This window comes from Halorussus aquaticus, assembly GCF_024218795.1.
In the GTDB taxonomy this organism is placed as follows: Archaea; Halobacteriota; Halobacteria; order Halobacteriales; family Haladaptataceae; genus Halorussus; species Halorussus aquaticus.
The window spans coordinates 3,435,251-3,452,666 of record NZ_CP100400.1 but is presented as its reverse complement, the minus strand read 5'-3'; the positions used below and the strand labels follow the sequence as shown (position 1 = coordinate 3,452,666).

The window sequence follows — 17,416 nt, the reverse complement described above, 5'->3', positions numbered from 1 at the left end:
GTACGCGTCGGGCGGTCTCGCCGGATACCGTCAGCTCTTAAACGGATCGACGACTGGACAACGTATGAAGCGACGACGGCGGATGCGGTATCTCGCGTGGTTCGTGTTCCTGCTGGTGCTGATTCTCGGCGCGCAGGGCCTGACCGCGAATCAGGGCGTCTCGGCCACCTCCGCCGCCGAGGGACCCTACGAGGGCCACACGCTCGTCAGCGTGCAGAGCTACGGGTTGGACGGAAAACTACTCGAACTGAACGAGAAGAGCGAGGTCGTCTGGAAGTTCGACCCGCCGAACTCGCGGGTCTTCGACGCCGAGCAGTTAGACAACGGTAACTTCCTCGTGGCGGTCACGACGAAACTTCCGCCCGCGAAGTGTCCCGACGAGCAGTTAGAAGTCGCCTCGGAACAGTGTATCGAGGCCAGTGTCGTGGAACTCGACTACGAGACCAAGGAGGTCGTCTGGGAGTACTCGTGGTACGACGAGAAGATAACCCACCACGAAGTCCACGACGTGGACCGCCTCGAAAACGGCAACACAGCCATCGTGGACATGGGCAACGACCGGGCGTTCGTCGTGAACGAGTCGGGCGCGATTACGTGGGAGTGGCAGGCAGAGAACCACCTCGCGGAGGGCACCCAGTTCCACGAGACGTACGGCGGTCCGGCCGACCCGGGCGGCGAGAAGGACTGGACCCACATGAACGACATCGACAAACTGGAGAACGGCAACTTCCAGCTCTCGGTGCGGAACTTCGACGTGGTCGTCGAAGTGAATCCCGAGACCAAGGACATCGTGAACGTCGTCGGCGAACCGGGCAACACCGAGATTCTCGACCATCAGCACAACCCCTACGAACTCCGAAACGGGACGGTGTTGGTCGCCGACAGCGGGAACGACCGCGTGGTCGAACTCAACGCGACGACCGACGAAGTCGTCTGGCAGTACGGTGGCCGGGGCCTGCTCCACTGGCCGCGGGACGCCGACCGACTCCCGAACGGCAACACCCTCATCGTGGACACGTTCAACGACCGCGTCGTGGAGGTCAACGAGCGCGGGGAGGTGGTCTGGGCGTACGAGGGCGTCCAGATGCCATACACCGCCGACCGACTCTCCGTCCCCGAGGAGGACCACGAGACGGTCCCTGGTTCCGAACTCCGGAGTCGCCACGTCGGTACCGACTCGGTTCAGAGTACGCTGAAGCAGGCCGAAGCCTACGCCGCGTTCGTGTTCCCCTCGTGGATGAACCTCCCCGAACTCCTGACGCTCGCGGGGATAGTTCTCGGGACGCTCTTGCTCCTCCTGGAGGGCAGCGTCGCGGTTGCTCGGGACGGGTGACCGGCGCTCGTGCGGGGTGACCGGTACTCGGAACGAGTGACCTGCGCTCCGGACCGGTGACCCGCACTCGGGAGTAGAACAGAAGAGACGCGACAAGCCTCAGGCGGGCTGAATTCGGAGTACGCGGTCGTCCTGCGGTGCGGGCGTCCCCCTTCCGTCGCGGTTGCTGGTCGTGACGTAGAGGTGGTCCTCCGGCCCGGTGAAGACGGTTCGGAGGCGGCCGTACTTCCCGTCGAGCAGGCGCTGTTGTCCGACGACGTTCCCGGTATCGTCGATACGTACTCGGTGGAGATGCGTCCCGGCGAGCGTCCCGAAGAAGAAGTCGCCCCGCCAGTCCTCGACCGGGCCGTGGTAGAAAGTCGCGCTCCCGGGCGCGATGGTGGGCGTGTACGACTCGATGGGGTCGGTGAACCGTCGGCCGTCGGTCGGCCCCATCGCTTCGGGCCATCCGTAGTTGTTCCCTGCGCGGAGGACGTTGATTTCGTCGTCGGACGAGGGACCGTGTTCGGTGCCGAAGAGCGTGCCCTCGCGCCACGCGAGTCCCTGCGGGTTTCGGTGGCCGTAGGTGAACACGGCGTTGCCGAAGGGGTTGTCGGGGTGGGGTTCGCCGTCGGGAGTCAGTCTGAGGACCTTCCCGGCGAGGGAGTCGCGGTCCTGTGCGAGACCGCTCTCGCCCGCGTCGCCGGTAGTCACGTAAAGCGCGCCGTCGGACGCGTCCGAGGAACCGCCCGGCCCGAAGGCGATGCGGCCGCCGTCGTGGATGGACGCCGCCGGAATGCCGTCGAGGACGACCGACTCGCGGACGAAGTCGTCCGAGATTCGGTGACGCACGACTCGGTTGGCGAGTCCGTTCTCACTCTCGTAGGTCTGGTAGGTGTACGCGACATCGGAGTTCTCGGGGTGGATTGCGAGACCGAGCAGTCCGCCCTCACCGCGCGCCGCGACCACGTCGGTGAGGTCGGCGATCTGCTCCTTGCGGCCGTTCTCGTGGGCGACTCGCTGGACGCGACCGGGACGTTCGGTGAGGTAGAGGTCGCCGTCCGGGGCGAAGGCCGCACCCCACGGCACCTCCAGTTCCATCGTCACCGTTTCCGTGCGGAACCGAGGTTGTTCGGTCGTCGTAGTCGGTTCGTCCCCGGCGGTCCGTAGACAGCCAGTGGCTCCGACCGCTCCCATCGTCGCTGTCAACGACCGCAGGTAGACGCGCCGCTGCATACGTCAGGCAACGTGACCACGGGAGAAAAAGAGCGTGGTTCTACCGGCGAGCGGCGGTTCACGCGGGTGAAAACCGTGCGAACGCAGGGCGTACCCGTCGGTAGCGAGTGACGTGGAAACAGGGGAAAATGGGGGAGGCGAACCGTCCGAAGGGGACCAGACGGACGGTGCACGCAACGATTCAGTACTTATGCGGGGCAGACGCGCCACGTCGTCGCGGACGTGTACGACCACTTCTCGATTTCGAGGTCGGTGGCGGAGTCCTTGAGTTTCACCATCAGCGCACCGATCTCCTTGGCCGAGAGGTCGACCTCGTCCGCGATGAACTTGCTCTTGAAGTACATCTCCCCGTCGTCTGCTTTGCTCCGGAGGAACTGCTTGAGGCGTTGTTCCTTGGACTGCGGTTCGGGAGCGTCGGAGGGCTTCGTTGTTGCGCTCATCGTCATTTCCACGTAAGCGGCAAGGGATGATATAAAGGGGAGACGGTTAGGGTCGTTTTCCGCGGATTTGAATAACGGAGACGACACGAAGCGGGAAAATGGGGTGAAACCGACTTTTTACGACGTTTTCTCGGGCCGCTTCATCGTTTAAAGCGCCATCTAAGATTTTGTTTCACCTTTCGGTCCCGAAACCCCGAACCCTATGTAACTGACTGACACGGTCGGGGGAGACGCCGAGACGGACTGCTATCGGTGTCGTCGAACCAGTAGTTCACACTCCCAGAGCGCGTCGCAGCGGACGGAGGAACCGTGAAAAACGTTACTGGCGCTCGTGAACCCAGAACTGTTCGTCGGTCGTGGACTCCTTCTTGAAGATGGGAACCTCGTCTTTGAGTCGGTCGATACCGTCCTCGACGGTGCGGAACGCCTCCTCGCGGTGGCCCGCCAGCACCACGACGAACACGATGTCCTCGCCGTACTCGATGACGCCCGTTCGGTGGTGCATCAACACCTCGTAGACGCCGTCGCGTTCCTCCAGTTCCGCGCTGATAGCGTCCATGCGGTCCTCGGCGACGCCTTCGTACTTCTCGAATTCGAGGAACTCGGTGGGCGTATCGGCGGCGTCCTCCTTCGCGCGGACCCGACCGGTGAAGGTCGCGATGGCACCCGAGTAGGGGGCGTCCTCGGACCGCTTGGCCTCGGCCACCAGCGATTCGAGGGTCTCGTACGGTTCGGTCCCGGCGAGCGCGGTCCGGACCTCGTCGGGGTCCACGTCGGCAGCATCGGCGGCGTCGAGCAGGACCGCTGCCGGGGCCTCGGAGTCCGAATCCGCGGCGTCGCCGATACGGACCTGCGGTACGTCGGCCTCCGGGAACCCGACCAGCAGCGCGTACTCGTAGTCGGGCGCGAGGTCGGCGAGCAGGTCCGACAGCGACCGGTCGCGGCCCGTCGCCGACCAGTTTCCGTCCGTGAACTCGAACTTCGCCGCCGAGGGTCCGTCGTGCTGTTCGACGTCGGTTTCGGTCCGGCGGACCTCCGCGACGCGGCCGTCCTCGCCGAGGCGACTCGCCAGTCGGTCGGCGACCGCCCGCGCCGCCGCGTCGGGACCGACGAGGCTCAGTACGTGCATGGGGCGGTTTTGGACCGGGGTGCGCTTGTAGCCTTCGGTGACCCCGAATCCGCGAGCAGTTTCGAGGGACGCCGCTCGGGGACCGTGGCGTCTGCACGGGTCACGGAGAGGACAGCCGTGACGCGAAGGTCGGCGACGAAAATCGGTTCGTTGCCTTCCGCAGTTGGTAATCCTTAAGGCCGCGACCGGGCTACTCGGCCACAGAATGAAAGTAGTCGTCTCCATCGGCGGGAGCGTACTCGCGCCCGACCTCGGTTCCGAGCGCGTCCGCGACCACGCCGACGTGATCGAGGACCTCGCCGCCGAAGGCTGCACAGTCGGAACCGTCGTCGGTGGCGGCGGCGTCGCTCGCGAGTACATCGCCAGTGCGCGTGATCTAGGTGCGAACGAGATAGAACTCGACGACATCGGCATCGACGTGACGCGGCTCAACGCGCGCCTGCTCATCGCGGCGCTGTCCGAGCAGGCCGCGCCGAGTCCGCCCGAGGACTACGAGTCGGCGGGCGCGGCGATGCACCGCGGCGACATCGCGGTGATGGGCGGCGTGACGCCCGGTCAGACCACCGACGCGGTGAGCGCGGCGCTCGCGGAGTACACCAACGCCGACCTGCTGGTCTACGCGACCAGCGTCCCCGGCGTATTCAGCGACGACCCCAACGAGGATCCGGACGCCAAGAAGTACGACGAACTCAACGCCGGGGAACTCGTGGACGTCATCGCGGGACTGGAGATGAACGCCGGGAGTTCTGCGCCGGTGGACCTGCTGGCGGCGAAACTCATCGAGCGGTCGGGCGTGCGCACCATCGTCCTCGACGGCACGGAACCCGAGCGCATCGCCGACGCGGTCCGGTACGGTGAACACGAGGGCACCGACATCGTGCCGGAGGGAGCGGACGACCAGATGACCTACTGGGCGCGAGACGAGCGATGAGCGACGGACCAGCCAGCGACGACTCCGGCGACCCGACCGCCCGGGAGATGCACCCCGACGACGACCCGTACGTGCTTCAGGGGCCCCAGTCCCACCCGTTCTGGGCCGAGGCGGTCGCCGACCAGATTCTGGCCCGCGACCCCGACGACCCCATCGTAATCAAGGGCGGCATCTCGCCGTCGGGCGTCCCGCACCTCGGCAACATGAACGAAATCGTGCGGGGCTACTTCGTCGCCGAGGCCCTGCGGGAACGGGATTACGAGGTCCGACAGGTGTTCACCGCCGACGACCGCGACCCCCTGCGTAAACTCCCCAGAAAGCTCGCGGACCTCGACGGGAACGTCGTGGAGTTGGGCGACGTGAACGCCGGAGCCTTGGGCCGGAATCTGGGCAAGCCTTACACCGACATTCCCGACCCCTTCGGCTGCTGTGACTCCTACGGCGAACACTTCTCGAACCTCATCGAGCGGAGCGCCGAACTGCTGGGCATCCCGGTCGAGATGGTCTCGAACACCGAACTCTACGAGTCCGGTGAGTTCGAGGACGTGACTCGCCACGTCCTCGAACACCGCGAGCAGGCCCGCGAGGTTCTCTCGCACTATCAGGACAAGGTGGACGAGGAGTACGTCCCGTTCAACCCCATCTGCGAGGACTGCGGCAAGATTACCGAGACCGTCACCGACATCGACCTCGACTCGGGCACCGTCGAGTACGTCTGCACCGACATGGAGGCGGGCGACCAGACCATCGAGGGGTGCGGTCACGAAGGCACCGCTACCTTCCGCGAGGGCAAACTCCCGTGGCGCTTCGAGTGGCCCGGCCAGTGGCAGGTCCTCGGCGTGGACCACGAACCGTTCGGCAAGGACCACGCCGAGGGGTCGTGGCCCAGCGGGTCGGACGTGGCCCGGAACGTCTTCGAGAACGAACCGCCGGTACCGATGGCCTACGAGTGGTTCACGCTCAACGGCGAACCCTTCTCGTCGTCGTCCGGCCACGTCATCATGGTGCAGGACACCCTGGAGATGCTCGAACCCGAAGTCCTCCGGTACTTCTTCACCAAGGACCCGAGCAAGGCCCGGGACTTCACCGTCGAACATCTGGACCACCTCGTGGACGAGTTCGACGAGTTCGAGCGCAACTACTACGGCGAGACCGAGGGCGAGGAGCGGACCGACGCCGACGAGAAGGCCGAGGAAATCGCGGACGCCGCCTACCCGCCGACGATTCGGCCGACCGTGGCCGCCCGCTTCGACGAGGACGGCGACCCCGTCTCGACCCCCGAGCGCGGGAGCGTCGCCGTGGTCGATTCCACCCGGCGCGCGCAGGCGAACGACCTCGTCGACGGTCCGTTCGGCGAACGCGTCCGACTGCCCTACACCTTCGCGGCCGTCCTCGGCATGACAGACGACCCCGACCTCCGGGAAGAAATCGCCCGCCGTGAGGGTCACGTTCCGGACGACGCGCCCGAGTGGGTCACGGAGTTCGCCCTCTCACGCGTCGAGAACGCCCGCGAGTGGGCGCGCCGCACGGGCAACGAGTTCGACTACGAACTCAAGCGAAGCGAGATGCCGGACGTGGACCTCGACCCGGACACCGAGACCGCGCTGGACGAACTCGCGGCGTTCGTGGAGACTCACGACGACCCCGAGGAGATTCAGGGCGAAATCTACGAGACGGCCAAGCGCCACGACATCCCCGTCGGTGAGTTCTTCTCGGTCGGCTACCGCCTGTTCTTCGACGACGAGGAGGGTCCGAAACTCGGGCCGTTCCTCGCGAAACTCGACCGCGAGTTCGTGCTCACTCGCCTCCGGCGCGAGGAGTAACCGTCCCCTACGCCCGTATCAGAGCCAGCATAACAAAGTATCTTCCAAGCGTTGTTCGAATCGAGAGTCGGGCGGCGCGGTACCGACCGACCCGAGGAGACTTACTATGTCAATAATAGAACTAAACCTCGAGAAACCCGCGTTCAAGCGCGTCGAATCGGTCGAGGAAGCGAAAGTCAAGCCCGCGGAATCGAGCAAACAGAAGACGGAGCACGAGAGCGCATCCAGTCAGCAGGACGGCCAGTCGGGCCAGCAGGGAAGCAAGTCGAGCCAACAGGGCCAGCAGTCCGGTCAGTCGGACCAGCAGTCCGGCGGTAGCGGTGGGAAGAGTCGCATCCGCAAGTACGGCCGACGGATGGTCATCCTCGGCGGTACCGCGGCCGGAGCGGCCGCCGCCCGGAAACTGCGCCAGCGCCGCAAGCAGAAGAAGTCCGATTCCCAGCAGAAGTTAGAAGAGGACTGGCAGACAGCGGAAACCTCGTCGGGGTCCGGTTCCGCTAGCTCGTCCGGTTCGTCCGGGTCGAAGTAGCGGTTTCGGGGCGTTCCCAAACGCCTTTGACTCGCGCGTCCCTTCTTTCGTCCGATGAACACGTTCGTGTGGGTCCTCGTCGGAATTGCGGTCTACTGGCTCGGGGTGTTACTCCTCGACTCGCAGGGGTTACTGCCGTCGTATATCGGTACTCAAGGACCGATTCTGACCGTTCACACTCAGCGCGGCAAGAAGTTCCTCGACTGGCTCGCCCAGCCGAAACGCCTGTGGCGGGCGTGGGGGAACTTCGGACTCGGCATCGCGCTGGTCGTCATGGTCGGCACGTTCCTGCTGTTGATAGTGCAGGCCGTCGCGGTCGTCCGGAACCCGCCCGCCCCGACCGCGGCGACCGAACCGCAGAACGTCCTCGTGATTCCGGGCGTCAACCAGTTCCTCCCGCTGTCGGTCGCGCCCGAAATCCTGTTCGGCCTGCTCGTCGGCCTCGTCGTCCACGAGGGCGGCCACGGTCTCATGTGTCGAGTAGAGGACATCGAAATCCAGTCGATGGGCGTGGCGGCGCTCGCGCTCCTGCCGGTCGGCGCGTTCGTGGAACCCGACGAGGAGAGTCGGGCCGACGCGAACCGCGGGAGCCAGAGTCGGATGTTCGCGGCGGGCGTCACCAACAACTTCGCGGTCACGGTCGCCGCCTTCCTCCTGCTGTTCGGGCCGGTCGTCGGGTCCATCGCCGTCGCGCCCGGCGCGGCCATCGGCGGGGTGTTACCGGGGTCGGCCGCCGACGACGCCGGACTGTCCGCGGGCGACCGCATCGTCTCGGTCGGCGGAACTCCGGTGGAGAGCAACGACGCCCTCGACGCCACGCTCTCGCGTATCGACGACCGTTCGGTCGAGGTGACGCTGGCCAGCGGCGAGACGACGACCATCGAGCGGTCGCTGCTCGTGACCGGCATCTACCCGGACTCGCCGTTCACAACGGGCGTGGGGAAAGGCGCGACTATCACCGCGGTCAACGGAACGACCGTCCACACGGAGGGCGAGTTCCACCGGGCGGTCGCCAACCGGACGGTGGCGACTATCGAAACCGCGAACGGAACGACCGCCACCGGACCCATCGGCGCGCTGGCGACGGTTCGACCGGACAGGGCGGCCGATAACGCCGGTCTACCGACCGAAGGGAATGTCGTCATCACCTCCGTCGGCGGCGAGCGCGTCCGGAACGCCTCGGAACTCAGCGCGACGCTGGACCGGTACGACCCCGACCAGAACACGACCGTCGAGGCGTGGGTCAACGGGAGCGTCGAGCGCTACGACGTGACCCTCGGCGGGTCCGACGGCGGGGACGCCATGCTCGGCATCTACGTCATGCAGGGCACCAGCGGCATCTCGGTCAACGGGTTCGGCGTCCAACTCTACCCCGCCCAACAGTTCCTCAGCCTGCTCGGTGGCGATTTGGGTAGCGTCGTCGGCGGTCTCGGCGGCCCGATAATCTCGTTCCTCTCGGGCGTCTTCGGCATCCTGCTGCTGCCGTTCGCCAGCGTCTCGCTCCCGTACACGTACAACTTCGCGGGGTTCGTCGCGTGGAACGGCGGCTTCTACACCGCCGCGGGCGGGCCGCTCTCGTTCCTCGGCGACTGGGGCCTGTTCGTACTGGCGAACGTGCTGTTCTGGACCGGGTGGGTGAACCTCAACCTCGGGTTCTTCAACTGTATCCCGGCGTTCCCGCTCGACGGGGGCCACATCCTCCGGGCGAGTACGGAGGCGGTCGTCTCGCGCCTTCCGACGAATCAGGGTCGCCAGTTGACGACGATGGTCACGACGACCATCGGACTGGTGATGCTGGTGAGTCTGCTGTTGATGGTGTTCGGACCGCAACTGCTGTCGGGATAAGAGAACGGCGTCGAACCGTCGCGCTTCGACTCCTTACTCCTCGTCGTCGTCCAGTCCCATGCGCTCGGCGAACTCCTCGGGAGTGTCCGGGATGCGCTCGAAGTCACCGAAGTCGCGCTCGTAGTGGCGAATCAGTTGCTCGACTATCCACGCGTTGAAGTCCTCGTCGAAGCGCCACTCGTCCGCTCGGTCCTCGACCTCGAAGCGGTCGTCGGTGGCGAACGCCGCGAAGACGTGGTAGAACCCCAGAATCACGTCCGCGAAGTCGCGGGCCTTGCCGCCGGTCTCCTCGCGCTTCTCGGCGAGTTCCTCGCGGCCCGCGTCGGTGATCTCGAAGTACTTGCGGTCGGGTTCGTCCGCGCGCTCGATGCGCTCGGCCCAGCCTTTCTCCTCGAACTTGTAGAGGATGGGGTAGACCGACCCGTACGATGGTTCCCAGTGGCCGCCGCTGATAGACCGTATCTCCTTGAGTATCTCGTACCCGTACCGCGGTTTTTCGTCCAGAAGTTCCAACACGAGATACGCGATGAGGCCTTTCGGCGGGCCGCTTTTCCGCATTGACAGGAGATTCCGACCGTATTTTTGAAAGGCTTTCGGTCGGGGTAACGAGCGCGTTCGACGGTCTGGACGGCCGAGACCTACTGCGACTCAAAACGCTATTACCGTCAGGGGACCGAGATGGACGCATGACGAGAGAACCCCCTGCGACCAACGAAGGCTGGTACGCGCTACACGATTTCCGGACCGTGGACTGGGACGCGTGGCGCGCCGCCCCCGAACGAGAGCGCGAGTCCGCGCTCGAAGACGGCATCTCGTTCCTGCGCGAGCGCGTGGACGTGACCGACGCCGAGGACGGTTCCTCGGCCGTCTTCTCGATGCTCGGACACAAGGCCGACCTGCTGGTCCTCCACTTCCGGCCGACGATGGCCGACCTCGACACCGCCGAGCGCGCGTTCGAGGACACCGCGTTCGCCGAGTACACCGAGCAGAGCAACTCCTACGTCTCGGTGACCGAGGTCGGCGGCTACACCAACGAGGAGATGACGAAGGAACCCGAAGAAATCGAGGACACCGGTCTCGCGCGCTACGCCGAGAGCAAACTCTACCCACAGATTCCCGACAGCGAGTTCGTCTGCTTCTACCCGATGGACAAGCGCCGCGAACCGGGGGAGAACTGGTACGACCTGCCGTTCGACGAGCGCGCCGAGATGATGGACACCCACGGCGAAATCGGCAAGACCTACGCCGGACAGGTCTCGCAGGTCATCACCGGTTCCATCGGCTTCGACGACTTCGAGTGGGGCGTGGACCTGTTCAGCAACGACGCGACCAACATCAAGGACCTGCTGTACGAACTCCGGTTCGACGAGAGCAGTTCCAAGTACGCCGAGTTCGGCCCGTTCTACTTCGGCCGCCAGTTCCCGCCGGAGGACCTCCCCCAGTTCATGGCCGGTGAGGCGGTCCCCGCCGAGGAAGAGGCGGACGAATCCGGCCATCCCCACGGCGAGGGCGGACACGGCCACGGCGAGTCCGAGAGTCATCACGGCCACGGGGACGGCGAGGGGAATCACCACGGTGGAGACAGCGACCACCACCACGGCGGCGACGAATCGACCGCCGAGGACGACTCCGGCAGCATCCGGGGCGAACTCGAAGACCTCGACATCTACGCGGGCCAACCCCACGGCGAGGACGTGTACGCGATGGTCCTCTACTCCGAGGCCGACCCCGACGAACTGTTCGAGGAAGTGGACGGTCTCCGGAAGAACTTCGACCACTACGACACGCACGTCAAGACCGCCGTTTACCGAGCGAACGACCGGGACCGCTCGGCGGTCGTGAGCATCTGGGAGACCCAGAGCGCGGCCGACACCGCGGGCGGGTTCCTCTCGGACCTGCCGGGCATCGTGGCCCGCGCTGGTGAACGTGGCAGTGGCCACGCAGGAGAGGAGAGCGGGTTCGGCACGATGGGGATGTTCTACACCGTCAAGCCCGAACACCGCGAGGACTTCGTGGAGAAGTTCGAGACGGTCGGCGGCCTGCTCGAAGAGATGGACGGCCACCTCGAGACCGACCTGCTGGCCAACCGCGAGGACGAGAACGACATGTTCATCGCCAGTCAGTGGGAGTCCAAGGACGACGCCATGGCGTTCTTCCGGAGCGACGACTTCGCCGACACCGTCGATTGGGGCCGCGACGTGCTGGCCGACCGACCGCGACACGTCTTCTTGGCCTGAACCGCCCGAGACTGTCCCGCGGAGTCGTCGGCCGGTTTCCGCCGCGAGCGCGCCGGTCGGTCGCGGCGGTTCCCACCACAACCAAAACCCCCATCAAGTCAGGACGAGTAGTGTTCGAAATATAAGCGACGGAGGACCCTGTATGACCAAACGACACGTATCCCTCTCCGACGAGATGGAGGCCTCACTCGAAGAGTTCATAGCCGAGGTAGACGCCCGACTGGCGAGCGACGAGGACACCTGCGAGGTGGTCGAGCAGGTGCTGGTGGACCTCCACGGAGACCGGGAGGCCTACGAGCGGTGGCAGAACGGCGAGCGCGTCTCGCCCGCCGAGGAGATTCGCCTCCAGAGCTACGACCCGTGTAACGCGACCCTCGAGAGCGAGTACTACGCCGAGAAGGACGAGGAGAAGTTCCAGCAGTCCAAGCACCTCCAGTGGCTCTGGCGGCAGTTCGACGCCACGCCGATGGCCGACAACGTGGAGTTCGCGCTCCGATTCCGCCGGATGCTCGCCGACCACCTCTTCGCCGAGTGCGGCGACGACTGCCGCTTCTTCAAGGGAATCACGTTCACCTACGGTCACAACATCACCGTCGGCGACAACGTGGTCGTCCACGACGACGTGCATCTGGACGACCGCGGGGAGTTGACGCTCGGCGACCGGGTCTCCGTCTCCGACTCCGCGCACGTCTACACCCACGACCACGACGTGGTGGACCAGACCGAGGTGCGCAACTACCGCACCGTCATCGAGGACGACGTTCGCGTCACCTACGACTCGATGGTCCGCGCTGGCGTCCGGGTCGGCGAGAACGCCATCGTCGGCGCGAAGTCGGTCGTCCAGAGCGACGTGCCCGCCCATCACGTCGCGGTGGGCCAACCCGCGAAGAGCGTGAAGATAAAGCCCGGGTGGGAGAGCGCGGCCGAACCCCTCGACGCCGACGTCGAGACCGACAAGGAATCCCGGCGCATCGAGTACGACCTCCCCGAGGACCTAGAGGTCTACGACGAGTTCCAGCGCGACCTGAACCCGCCGAACGAGGAGTGAGAGGGCCGTCCGTCGGCGAGTCGCGCAAGTCTGTTCTGTGGCCACGTCTCCGAGACGCGACAGCGGTATCTCTCGTCGGTCCTTTCGAGCGCGAGTGACTACCGCCTCCCGTTTCGGTGGTGAGGGAGAATCGAACGCCTCTGGTGGCGAGTCGAACACCCGGAGAAAACCACTGCACTTAGCCGCCTCCGACACCTTTGTAACGACGAACCGTCACCGTCCGAGACGTGTCACTCGTCTCCGCGCTCGGGACGGCCATCCTCCCGGTCCTGTCCGTCGCGGCGGTCGGCTTCCTGCTCGGGAAAGTCCGCGAGGTGGACGTGGACGCGCTGGGGACCGTCACCATCTACGTCCTGACGCCCGCGCTCATCTTCCACAGTCTCGCCACCTCCGAGATTTCGGGCGGACTGGCCGCGAAGTTGTTGGCGGGCGTGGGACTGTTCACGCTGGCGATGGTCGCGCTGGCGGAACTCGTCGGCCGACTGCTCGGCGAGTCCGAACCCGTGCTGGGCGCGCTGGTCCTCTCGTCGTCGTTCCCGAACGCGGGCAACTACGGCATTCCGCTGTCGGCGTTCGCGTTCGGCGCGGTCGGGCGCTCGACGGCGGTCCTCTACATCGCGGGCCAGTCGGTGCTGATGTACACCGTCGGCGTCTATCTGGCCTCGCGCGGCGAGACGACCGACCTCCGGTCGGCCGCCGCGGAGGTGTTTCGCCTCCCGCTGGTCTACGCCGTGGTCGCGGCGTGGGTCGCGCGGTGGGCCGGTGTGGTCCCGGCCGCCGACACCGCCGCGATGGAGACGCTGCAACTCGTCGGCGACGCCTCCATCCCCGTGATGTTGCTGATGCTCGGCATCCAACTCGCCAACACCCAGCACGGCGCGGCCATCTCGCGGGTCGGCGTCTCGAACGGCCTGAAACTGGTCGTGGCACCGCTGGTCGGCGTGGGGGTGGCGCTGGTTCTCGGTCTCGGGGCGAGTCCCGCGGTAGCGCGGGTGTTCGTGCTGGAGTGCGGGATGCCCGCCGCGGTCACGCCGCTGATTCTGTCCATCGAGTACGATTCGGGCGACGGGGAGGGGTTGTCGGGACCGGAGTACGTGAGTACCGCGATTTTCGCGAGTACGGTCGCGAGCGTGGTGACGCTGACGGGACTCATCGCGGTGTTGCAGTCCGGATTGGTGATTTGAGTTCGGAAGCAGGCCAAAGGGAGACAGTTGAATCGGGCCGTCGATGAGAGTCGGAAGTCGAGGAGGGGTAGCTACTGCTTGAGCCGAGGAGTACCGCAACTGCCCCGCACCGCAACCGCGAGCCTCGCGCCTCCCCGGCCTCGTCGGCCGCCTTCTGGCGGCCGACTCCCTCGCGCAGACGGGCACGACGCGCGAGGGCGTCGTGCCAGCGCGCGCCGGCAGGACGGTCGGCGGTAGCTCACTACTCGCGCCGGTCGGCGATGGCGTCGGCGTGGCGCTCGACGAGGCGGCCGAAGACCTCGGTCTCGCGGCGTTGCTGGACCTCCGGCGGCGAGTCGTCGCGCATGCGTTCCTTGACGAGGCGGAGGGTCTCGGGGTCGTTGGCGGCGAGTTCGTCGGCGACCGCCCGCGGGTCGTCGGTCACTCGCGTCACGAGTCCCATCCTGTGGGCCGCCTCGGCGTCCACGGTCCGACCCGAGAGCGCGAGGTCCAGCGCCTCGCCCTCGCCGACGATTCCGGGGAGGCGCGCGGTCCCGCCCCACGCGCCGAACAGGCCCAGTTTCACGCCCGGTTCCGCGAAGGTGGCGTCCGGGGTGGCGACCCGGAGGTCGCAGGCCAGCGCGAGTTCGACCCCGCCGCCGCGGGCCGGGCCGTCGATGCCCGCGACGACCGCGCTGTCGGCGTCCTCGACGGCGTCGGCGACGTGTTGGCCGCGCTCGGCGAACGCCTCGGCGGCCTCGCGGTCGAGTCCGGCCACCACGTCGAGGTCCGCGCCCGCGCAGAACGCCGGTCCCTCGCCGCGGAGGTAGACGACCGGTCGGTCGGTATCGGTCACCGCCGCTTCGAGCGCGTCGAGTCCGTCGGGCGTGAGCGCGTTGCGTCGGTCGGGTCTGTCGAGCGTCACGACCCGCACGCGGTCGCAGTCCTGAGTCCGAATCACGGTCCCGTCACGTTCGCACATCGGAGTCGGTTTCCAAAGGTCTTTGGCGATTCCGTCGTAAGGGTCGCTCAATGGAAGCGGCCGTCCGGGCACGAGAAGCAGGACGACAGGCGGTTCGAGACGTTGCGCCGGACCGACTCCGCGAACGCATCCACTCGCTCCTCGACGAGTCCGCGATGGTGCCGGGCGTGCTGGCGCTCACCTCCGCGGGGGCCGTCGAGGGGGCGAGTGCGACCGGAGGCCGGAAACCGAGCGGAACGGGGGAGCTACCGAGCAGTACCGACGGACGTGCAACCGGGAGCGGTCCCGTGGGCGTCGAGGAGCGCGCCGCTGGCGTCCAACTCATCTACGAGGGACTGCGCCTCACCCGCGCGCTCGCCGACGAGTCGCCGTGGGACCGCGACCCGCCGCACACCGACAGCAACATCGACATCCTCGCCGCGGACGTGATGGTCGCCCGTGGATTCTCGCTGCTCGCGCGGACCGAGGCCGCCGACAAGGCCGTCGAGACCGTCCAGTCGTTCGGGCGCGACGAGACCGAGGGCCAGCAGGGTCGCCCGACCGCACCGCACGCGCTGGAGACCGACGTGTTCGAACTCGCGGTGGTCGCGGGCACGACCGCGTTCGGGTCCGAACCCTCCGACGCGCTGCTCGCCTACGCCGCGGAACTGGCCGAGTCGCTCGACGGCGACCATCCGGAGTCGCCGGACTCGGTCGCCGACGCCGTCGAGGAGGCCGTGGCCGACGCGCCGGACCCCCGACAGTTCGGCCCCGCCGAGGACCCCCGGCCCTCTGCCACCGACCCCTGACCGCCGTCTCCCTGATGCGAATCGAAACGCCTAAAGAGGTTTCCGGGCATACCATGAAATGCACCGAAGTAGCGGAGTGCGCCTGGGTAGCTTAGAGGTAAAGCGCGTCCTTGGTAAGGACGAGAGCCCGGGTTCAAATCCCGGCCTAGGCTTCCTGCGGAGCAGTTGACCTAAATGGCGGTACAGCGTCGCTCTATCATAACTTTTGCGGCGTTTTCGACCGAGTATCCTACCCGTCAAACAGCCTGTTTTGCCGGTACTTCCGCGCTATGAATTACACCCGTCGCGGAAGCCACCCCACGCAGCCATGCGGTTTCAAAATATGACATGCGTTCGCAGGAACGCCAAGTATCCGGCGCACCATTACCTCTCCCTTGGCATTGGAACGGCTATCTACTCCGTACATGACGCGTCAACCCGCGAGAACGCCCGCGCTGTGGAAGGTAGGAGGTTGCGACATGAGACGAACGCGCGGGCCATTGAGAATCGTTAGTCCGCTTCAAAAATTTTGTAGATTTGACGGGTATATCGGATATTCCTGATTCCAGACGTGGAGAACAGCACCGCGCCGTGAGATTGCGGGCGCGTTCTCGTCGTATTCCACTCCTTACGCCAATCTATCACTTCGACATGTCGATTTACGTAAGCCCCGCCCGCTGGTGTCCACAGGGGACACCAACGTGGATTTCTTGCGCTCTGAAATTCCGTCTTTAGTATCCAACGTCTGCCGGTCACCTTCCAGCGCCTTGATGAACTAGTCCACCCCAGTTGAACAAGGAATTAACTTGTTAAATAAACCCCCATACTTTCTCCCCAACCTCTTCTGTACATGCATCGCGGAACCGTTGGAAGTCTCCATCCCCCTGATTCACTACTCTAACTCGGAATGAAGAATCCGTTTTTGAGATGACGAGAATCGAACCTCCCCTTGGACTCACTTGTTCCATCGTTGCTTCCCTGACATTCAATCTCCATTCACGTCTGTCATCGTAATACCAGAACCGATAATTCACATTTTCACTCCCTCCAGCAGTTTCCAGTTCACCATCAAAATACACGTCAGGATGTTTGTGAGGCCCTTCAGTGATCTCTGGGAAAAAGTCGACGGCGTCCATCGGAATCAGGACTTCCGGTGTCCCAGGAGTGCCTGGCTGGTGGCTGGAATCAAATGGAGACAATTGAAGAACGAAAGTGTCCCACTCTTCCGGGGAAGTACTGGTTGTCGTGCCACTAGTTTCGCGCTCATCCGCAGAAACTCGTGATGTAGTCGGGAGGCTAGGTGTCTCTTGAGTTGGGAATAATTCACGCACTTCTTCCGACACACCATTCTCAGAAGGGTCTCCTGAACCACGTGTTGAAGCCTCTCCTCCGACGGCTTCGTCTTCGGTTACCAGAGTTCCGCTTTCCTCCAGTAAGTCCAGGAGATTCTCGCTGATGGGCTGAACGTTTGGGTGAGCATCATCAAGCAGAGTCTCAAGGAATGACTTGTACTCCGCAAATTTCTCGACTTCATTTTCGTCAGAGAGGTTGAATTCTATTATCGTTCCAAATTCTACGTTGCGGAACAGACCATCTCTAGTCAGATTACCGCTTCCAATTATTAGAGCCGCTTCGTCATCACCCTCCAACATATAGAATTTTGGGTGGAAGATGAAATCCGAACTAGTATTATAAATAGTCGATTGCGTGGCCATCGCACTCAGTTGTTCGAGGGCTTCTCTTGTAGTCACCTTATTGTCGACACCTGCGACCCCGAATAACTCCCCGCCCTGATTGAGAAATTCAGATAGCGATTCTCCCAAGTAGTCAAACCCAGACCTTCTCAAAAACGCGATTGCGAAATAGAATTGTGAATATCGATCATCTTCCAGACGCTCTTTCAGTACATCGCCAAATCGATCGCCTTCGATATCTTCGGTAACGACCTGACGAATCGGTGAGACATCCATGTAA

15 protein-coding genes and 1 tRNA gene are annotated in these 17,416 nt (G+C 64.7%); 10 read left to right on the top strand and 6 right to left on the bottom strand.

The window, feature by feature from the left end:
* The first annotated feature begins 64 nt into the window (after positions 1 to 64).
* The gene (locus NGM06_RS17775; RefSeq protein ID WP_254268242.1) at positions 65 to 1,333 is read left to right on the top strand and encodes an aryl-sulfate sulfotransferase; all 1,269 of its coding nucleotides are present in this window, start codon (positions 65 to 67) and stop codon (positions 1,331 to 1,333) included.
* A gap of 99 nt (positions 1,334 to 1,432) precedes the next feature.
* Here NGM06_RS17775 and NGM06_RS17770 read toward each other — a convergent pair whose 3' ends face one another.
* The 3 genes from NGM06_RS17770 to NGM06_RS17760 all read right to left on the bottom strand — a co-directional run bounded on the left by NGM06_RS17770 (position 1,433) and on the right by NGM06_RS17760 (position 4,117).
* Positions 1,433 to 2,548, bottom strand: a complete 1,116-nt coding sequence (locus tag NGM06_RS17770) for a PQQ-dependent sugar dehydrogenase (RefSeq protein WP_254268241.1) — start codon at positions 2,546 to 2,548, stop codon at positions 1,433 to 1,435.
* Between the two features lie 188 nt (positions 2,549 to 2,736).
* Positions 2,737 to 2,988 carry a DUF7123 family protein gene (locus tag NGM06_RS17765; protein ID WP_254268240.1) on the bottom strand — a complete coding sequence of 84 codons (252 nt, stop codon included), beginning with the start codon at positions 2,986 to 2,988 and terminating at the stop codon, positions 2,737 to 2,739.
* Between the two features lie 319 nt (positions 2,989 to 3,307).
* Positions 3,308 to 4,117 (bottom strand): molybdopterin synthase, encoded by an 810-nt coding sequence (locus tag NGM06_RS17760; protein WP_254268239.1) that lies wholly within the window; start codon positions 4,115 to 4,117, stop codon positions 3,308 to 3,310.
* Positions 4,118 to 4,322: 205 nt separating this feature from the next.
* On the opposite strand from NGM06_RS17760, the gene pyrH reads away from it, so the two are divergent.
* The 4 genes from pyrH to NGM06_RS17740 all read left to right on the top strand — a co-directional run bounded on the left by pyrH (position 4,323) and on the right by NGM06_RS17740 (position 9,245).
* Positions 4,323 to 5,048 (top strand): UMP kinase, encoded by a 726-nt coding sequence (gene pyrH, locus NGM06_RS17755; protein WP_254268238.1) that lies wholly within the window; start codon positions 4,323 to 4,325, stop codon positions 5,046 to 5,048.
* Positions 5,045 to 6,871, top strand: a complete 1,827-nt coding sequence (lysS, locus tag NGM06_RS17750; protein WP_379793577.1) for a lysine--tRNA ligase — start codon at positions 5,045 to 5,047, stop codon at positions 6,869 to 6,871. The genes pyrH and lysS overlap by 4 nt, the downstream gene beginning before the upstream one ends.
* A gap of 106 nt (positions 6,872 to 6,977) precedes the next feature.
* Complete coding sequence (locus NGM06_RS17745; protein WP_254268237.1) at positions 6,978 to 7,400, top strand: hypothetical protein; 423 nt, start codon at positions 6,978 to 6,980, stop codon at positions 7,398 to 7,400.
* A gap of 54 nt (positions 7,401 to 7,454) precedes the next feature.
* The gene (locus tag NGM06_RS17740) at positions 7,455 to 9,245 is read left to right on the top strand and encodes a site-2 protease family protein (protein ID WP_254268236.1); all 1,791 of its coding nucleotides are present in this window, start codon (positions 7,455 to 7,457) and stop codon (positions 9,243 to 9,245) included.
* A gap of 33 nt (positions 9,246 to 9,278) precedes the next feature.
* Here NGM06_RS17740 and NGM06_RS17735 read toward each other — a convergent pair whose 3' ends face one another.
* Positions 9,279 to 9,803, bottom strand: a complete 525-nt coding sequence (locus NGM06_RS17735) for a helix-turn-helix transcriptional regulator (protein ID WP_254268235.1) — start codon at positions 9,801 to 9,803, stop codon at positions 9,279 to 9,281.
* 128 nt (positions 9,804 to 9,931) lie between these two features.
* On the opposite strand from NGM06_RS17735, the gene NGM06_RS17730 reads away from it, so the two are divergent.
* From NGM06_RS17730 to NGM06_RS17720, 3 genes are all read left to right on the top strand, one after another.
* Positions 9,932 to 11,482 (top strand): heme-binding protein, encoded by a 1,551-nt coding sequence (locus NGM06_RS17730; RefSeq protein ID WP_254268234.1) that lies wholly within the window; start codon positions 9,932 to 9,934, stop codon positions 11,480 to 11,482.
* A 142-nt stretch (positions 11,483 to 11,624) separates the two neighbouring features.
* Positions 11,625 to 12,530, top strand: a complete 906-nt coding sequence (locus NGM06_RS17725; RefSeq protein ID WP_254268233.1) for an acyltransferase — start codon at positions 11,625 to 11,627, stop codon at positions 12,528 to 12,530.
* Positions 12,531 to 12,757: 227 nt separating this feature from the next.
* The gene (locus NGM06_RS17720) at positions 12,758 to 13,714 is read left to right on the top strand and encodes an AEC family transporter (protein WP_254268232.1); all 957 of its coding nucleotides are present in this window, start codon (positions 12,758 to 12,760) and stop codon (positions 13,712 to 13,714) included.
* Between the two features lie 241 nt (positions 13,715 to 13,955).
* On the opposite strand, the gene NGM06_RS17715 is transcribed toward NGM06_RS17720, so the two are convergent.
* Positions 13,956 to 14,654 (bottom strand): enoyl-CoA hydratase/isomerase family protein, encoded by a 699-nt coding sequence (locus NGM06_RS17715; protein WP_254270050.1) that lies wholly within the window; start codon positions 14,652 to 14,654, stop codon positions 13,956 to 13,958.
* A 71-nt stretch (positions 14,655 to 14,725) separates the two neighbouring features.
* Here NGM06_RS17715 and NGM06_RS17710 point away from each other — a divergent pair, with 71 nt between their 5' ends.
* Positions 14,726 to 15,463: a DUF7114 family protein gene (locus tag NGM06_RS17710; protein ID WP_254268231.1), complete on the top strand. Its 738-nt coding sequence runs from the start codon at positions 14,726 to 14,728 to the stop codon at positions 15,461 to 15,463.
* A gap of 80 nt (positions 15,464 to 15,543) precedes the next feature.
* Positions 15,544 to 15,615, top strand: a tRNA-Thr gene (locus NGM06_RS17705).
* A gap of 636 nt (positions 15,616 to 16,251) precedes the next feature.
* Here the strand turns inward: NGM06_RS17705 and NGM06_RS17700 are convergent.
* A complete protein-coding gene (locus NGM06_RS17700) occupies positions 16,252 to 17,412 on the bottom strand; it encodes a phospholipase D-like domain-containing protein (RefSeq protein WP_254268230.1) in 1,161 nt (386 codons plus the stop codon).
* Between the last annotated feature and the right edge of the window lie 4 nt (positions 17,413 to 17,416).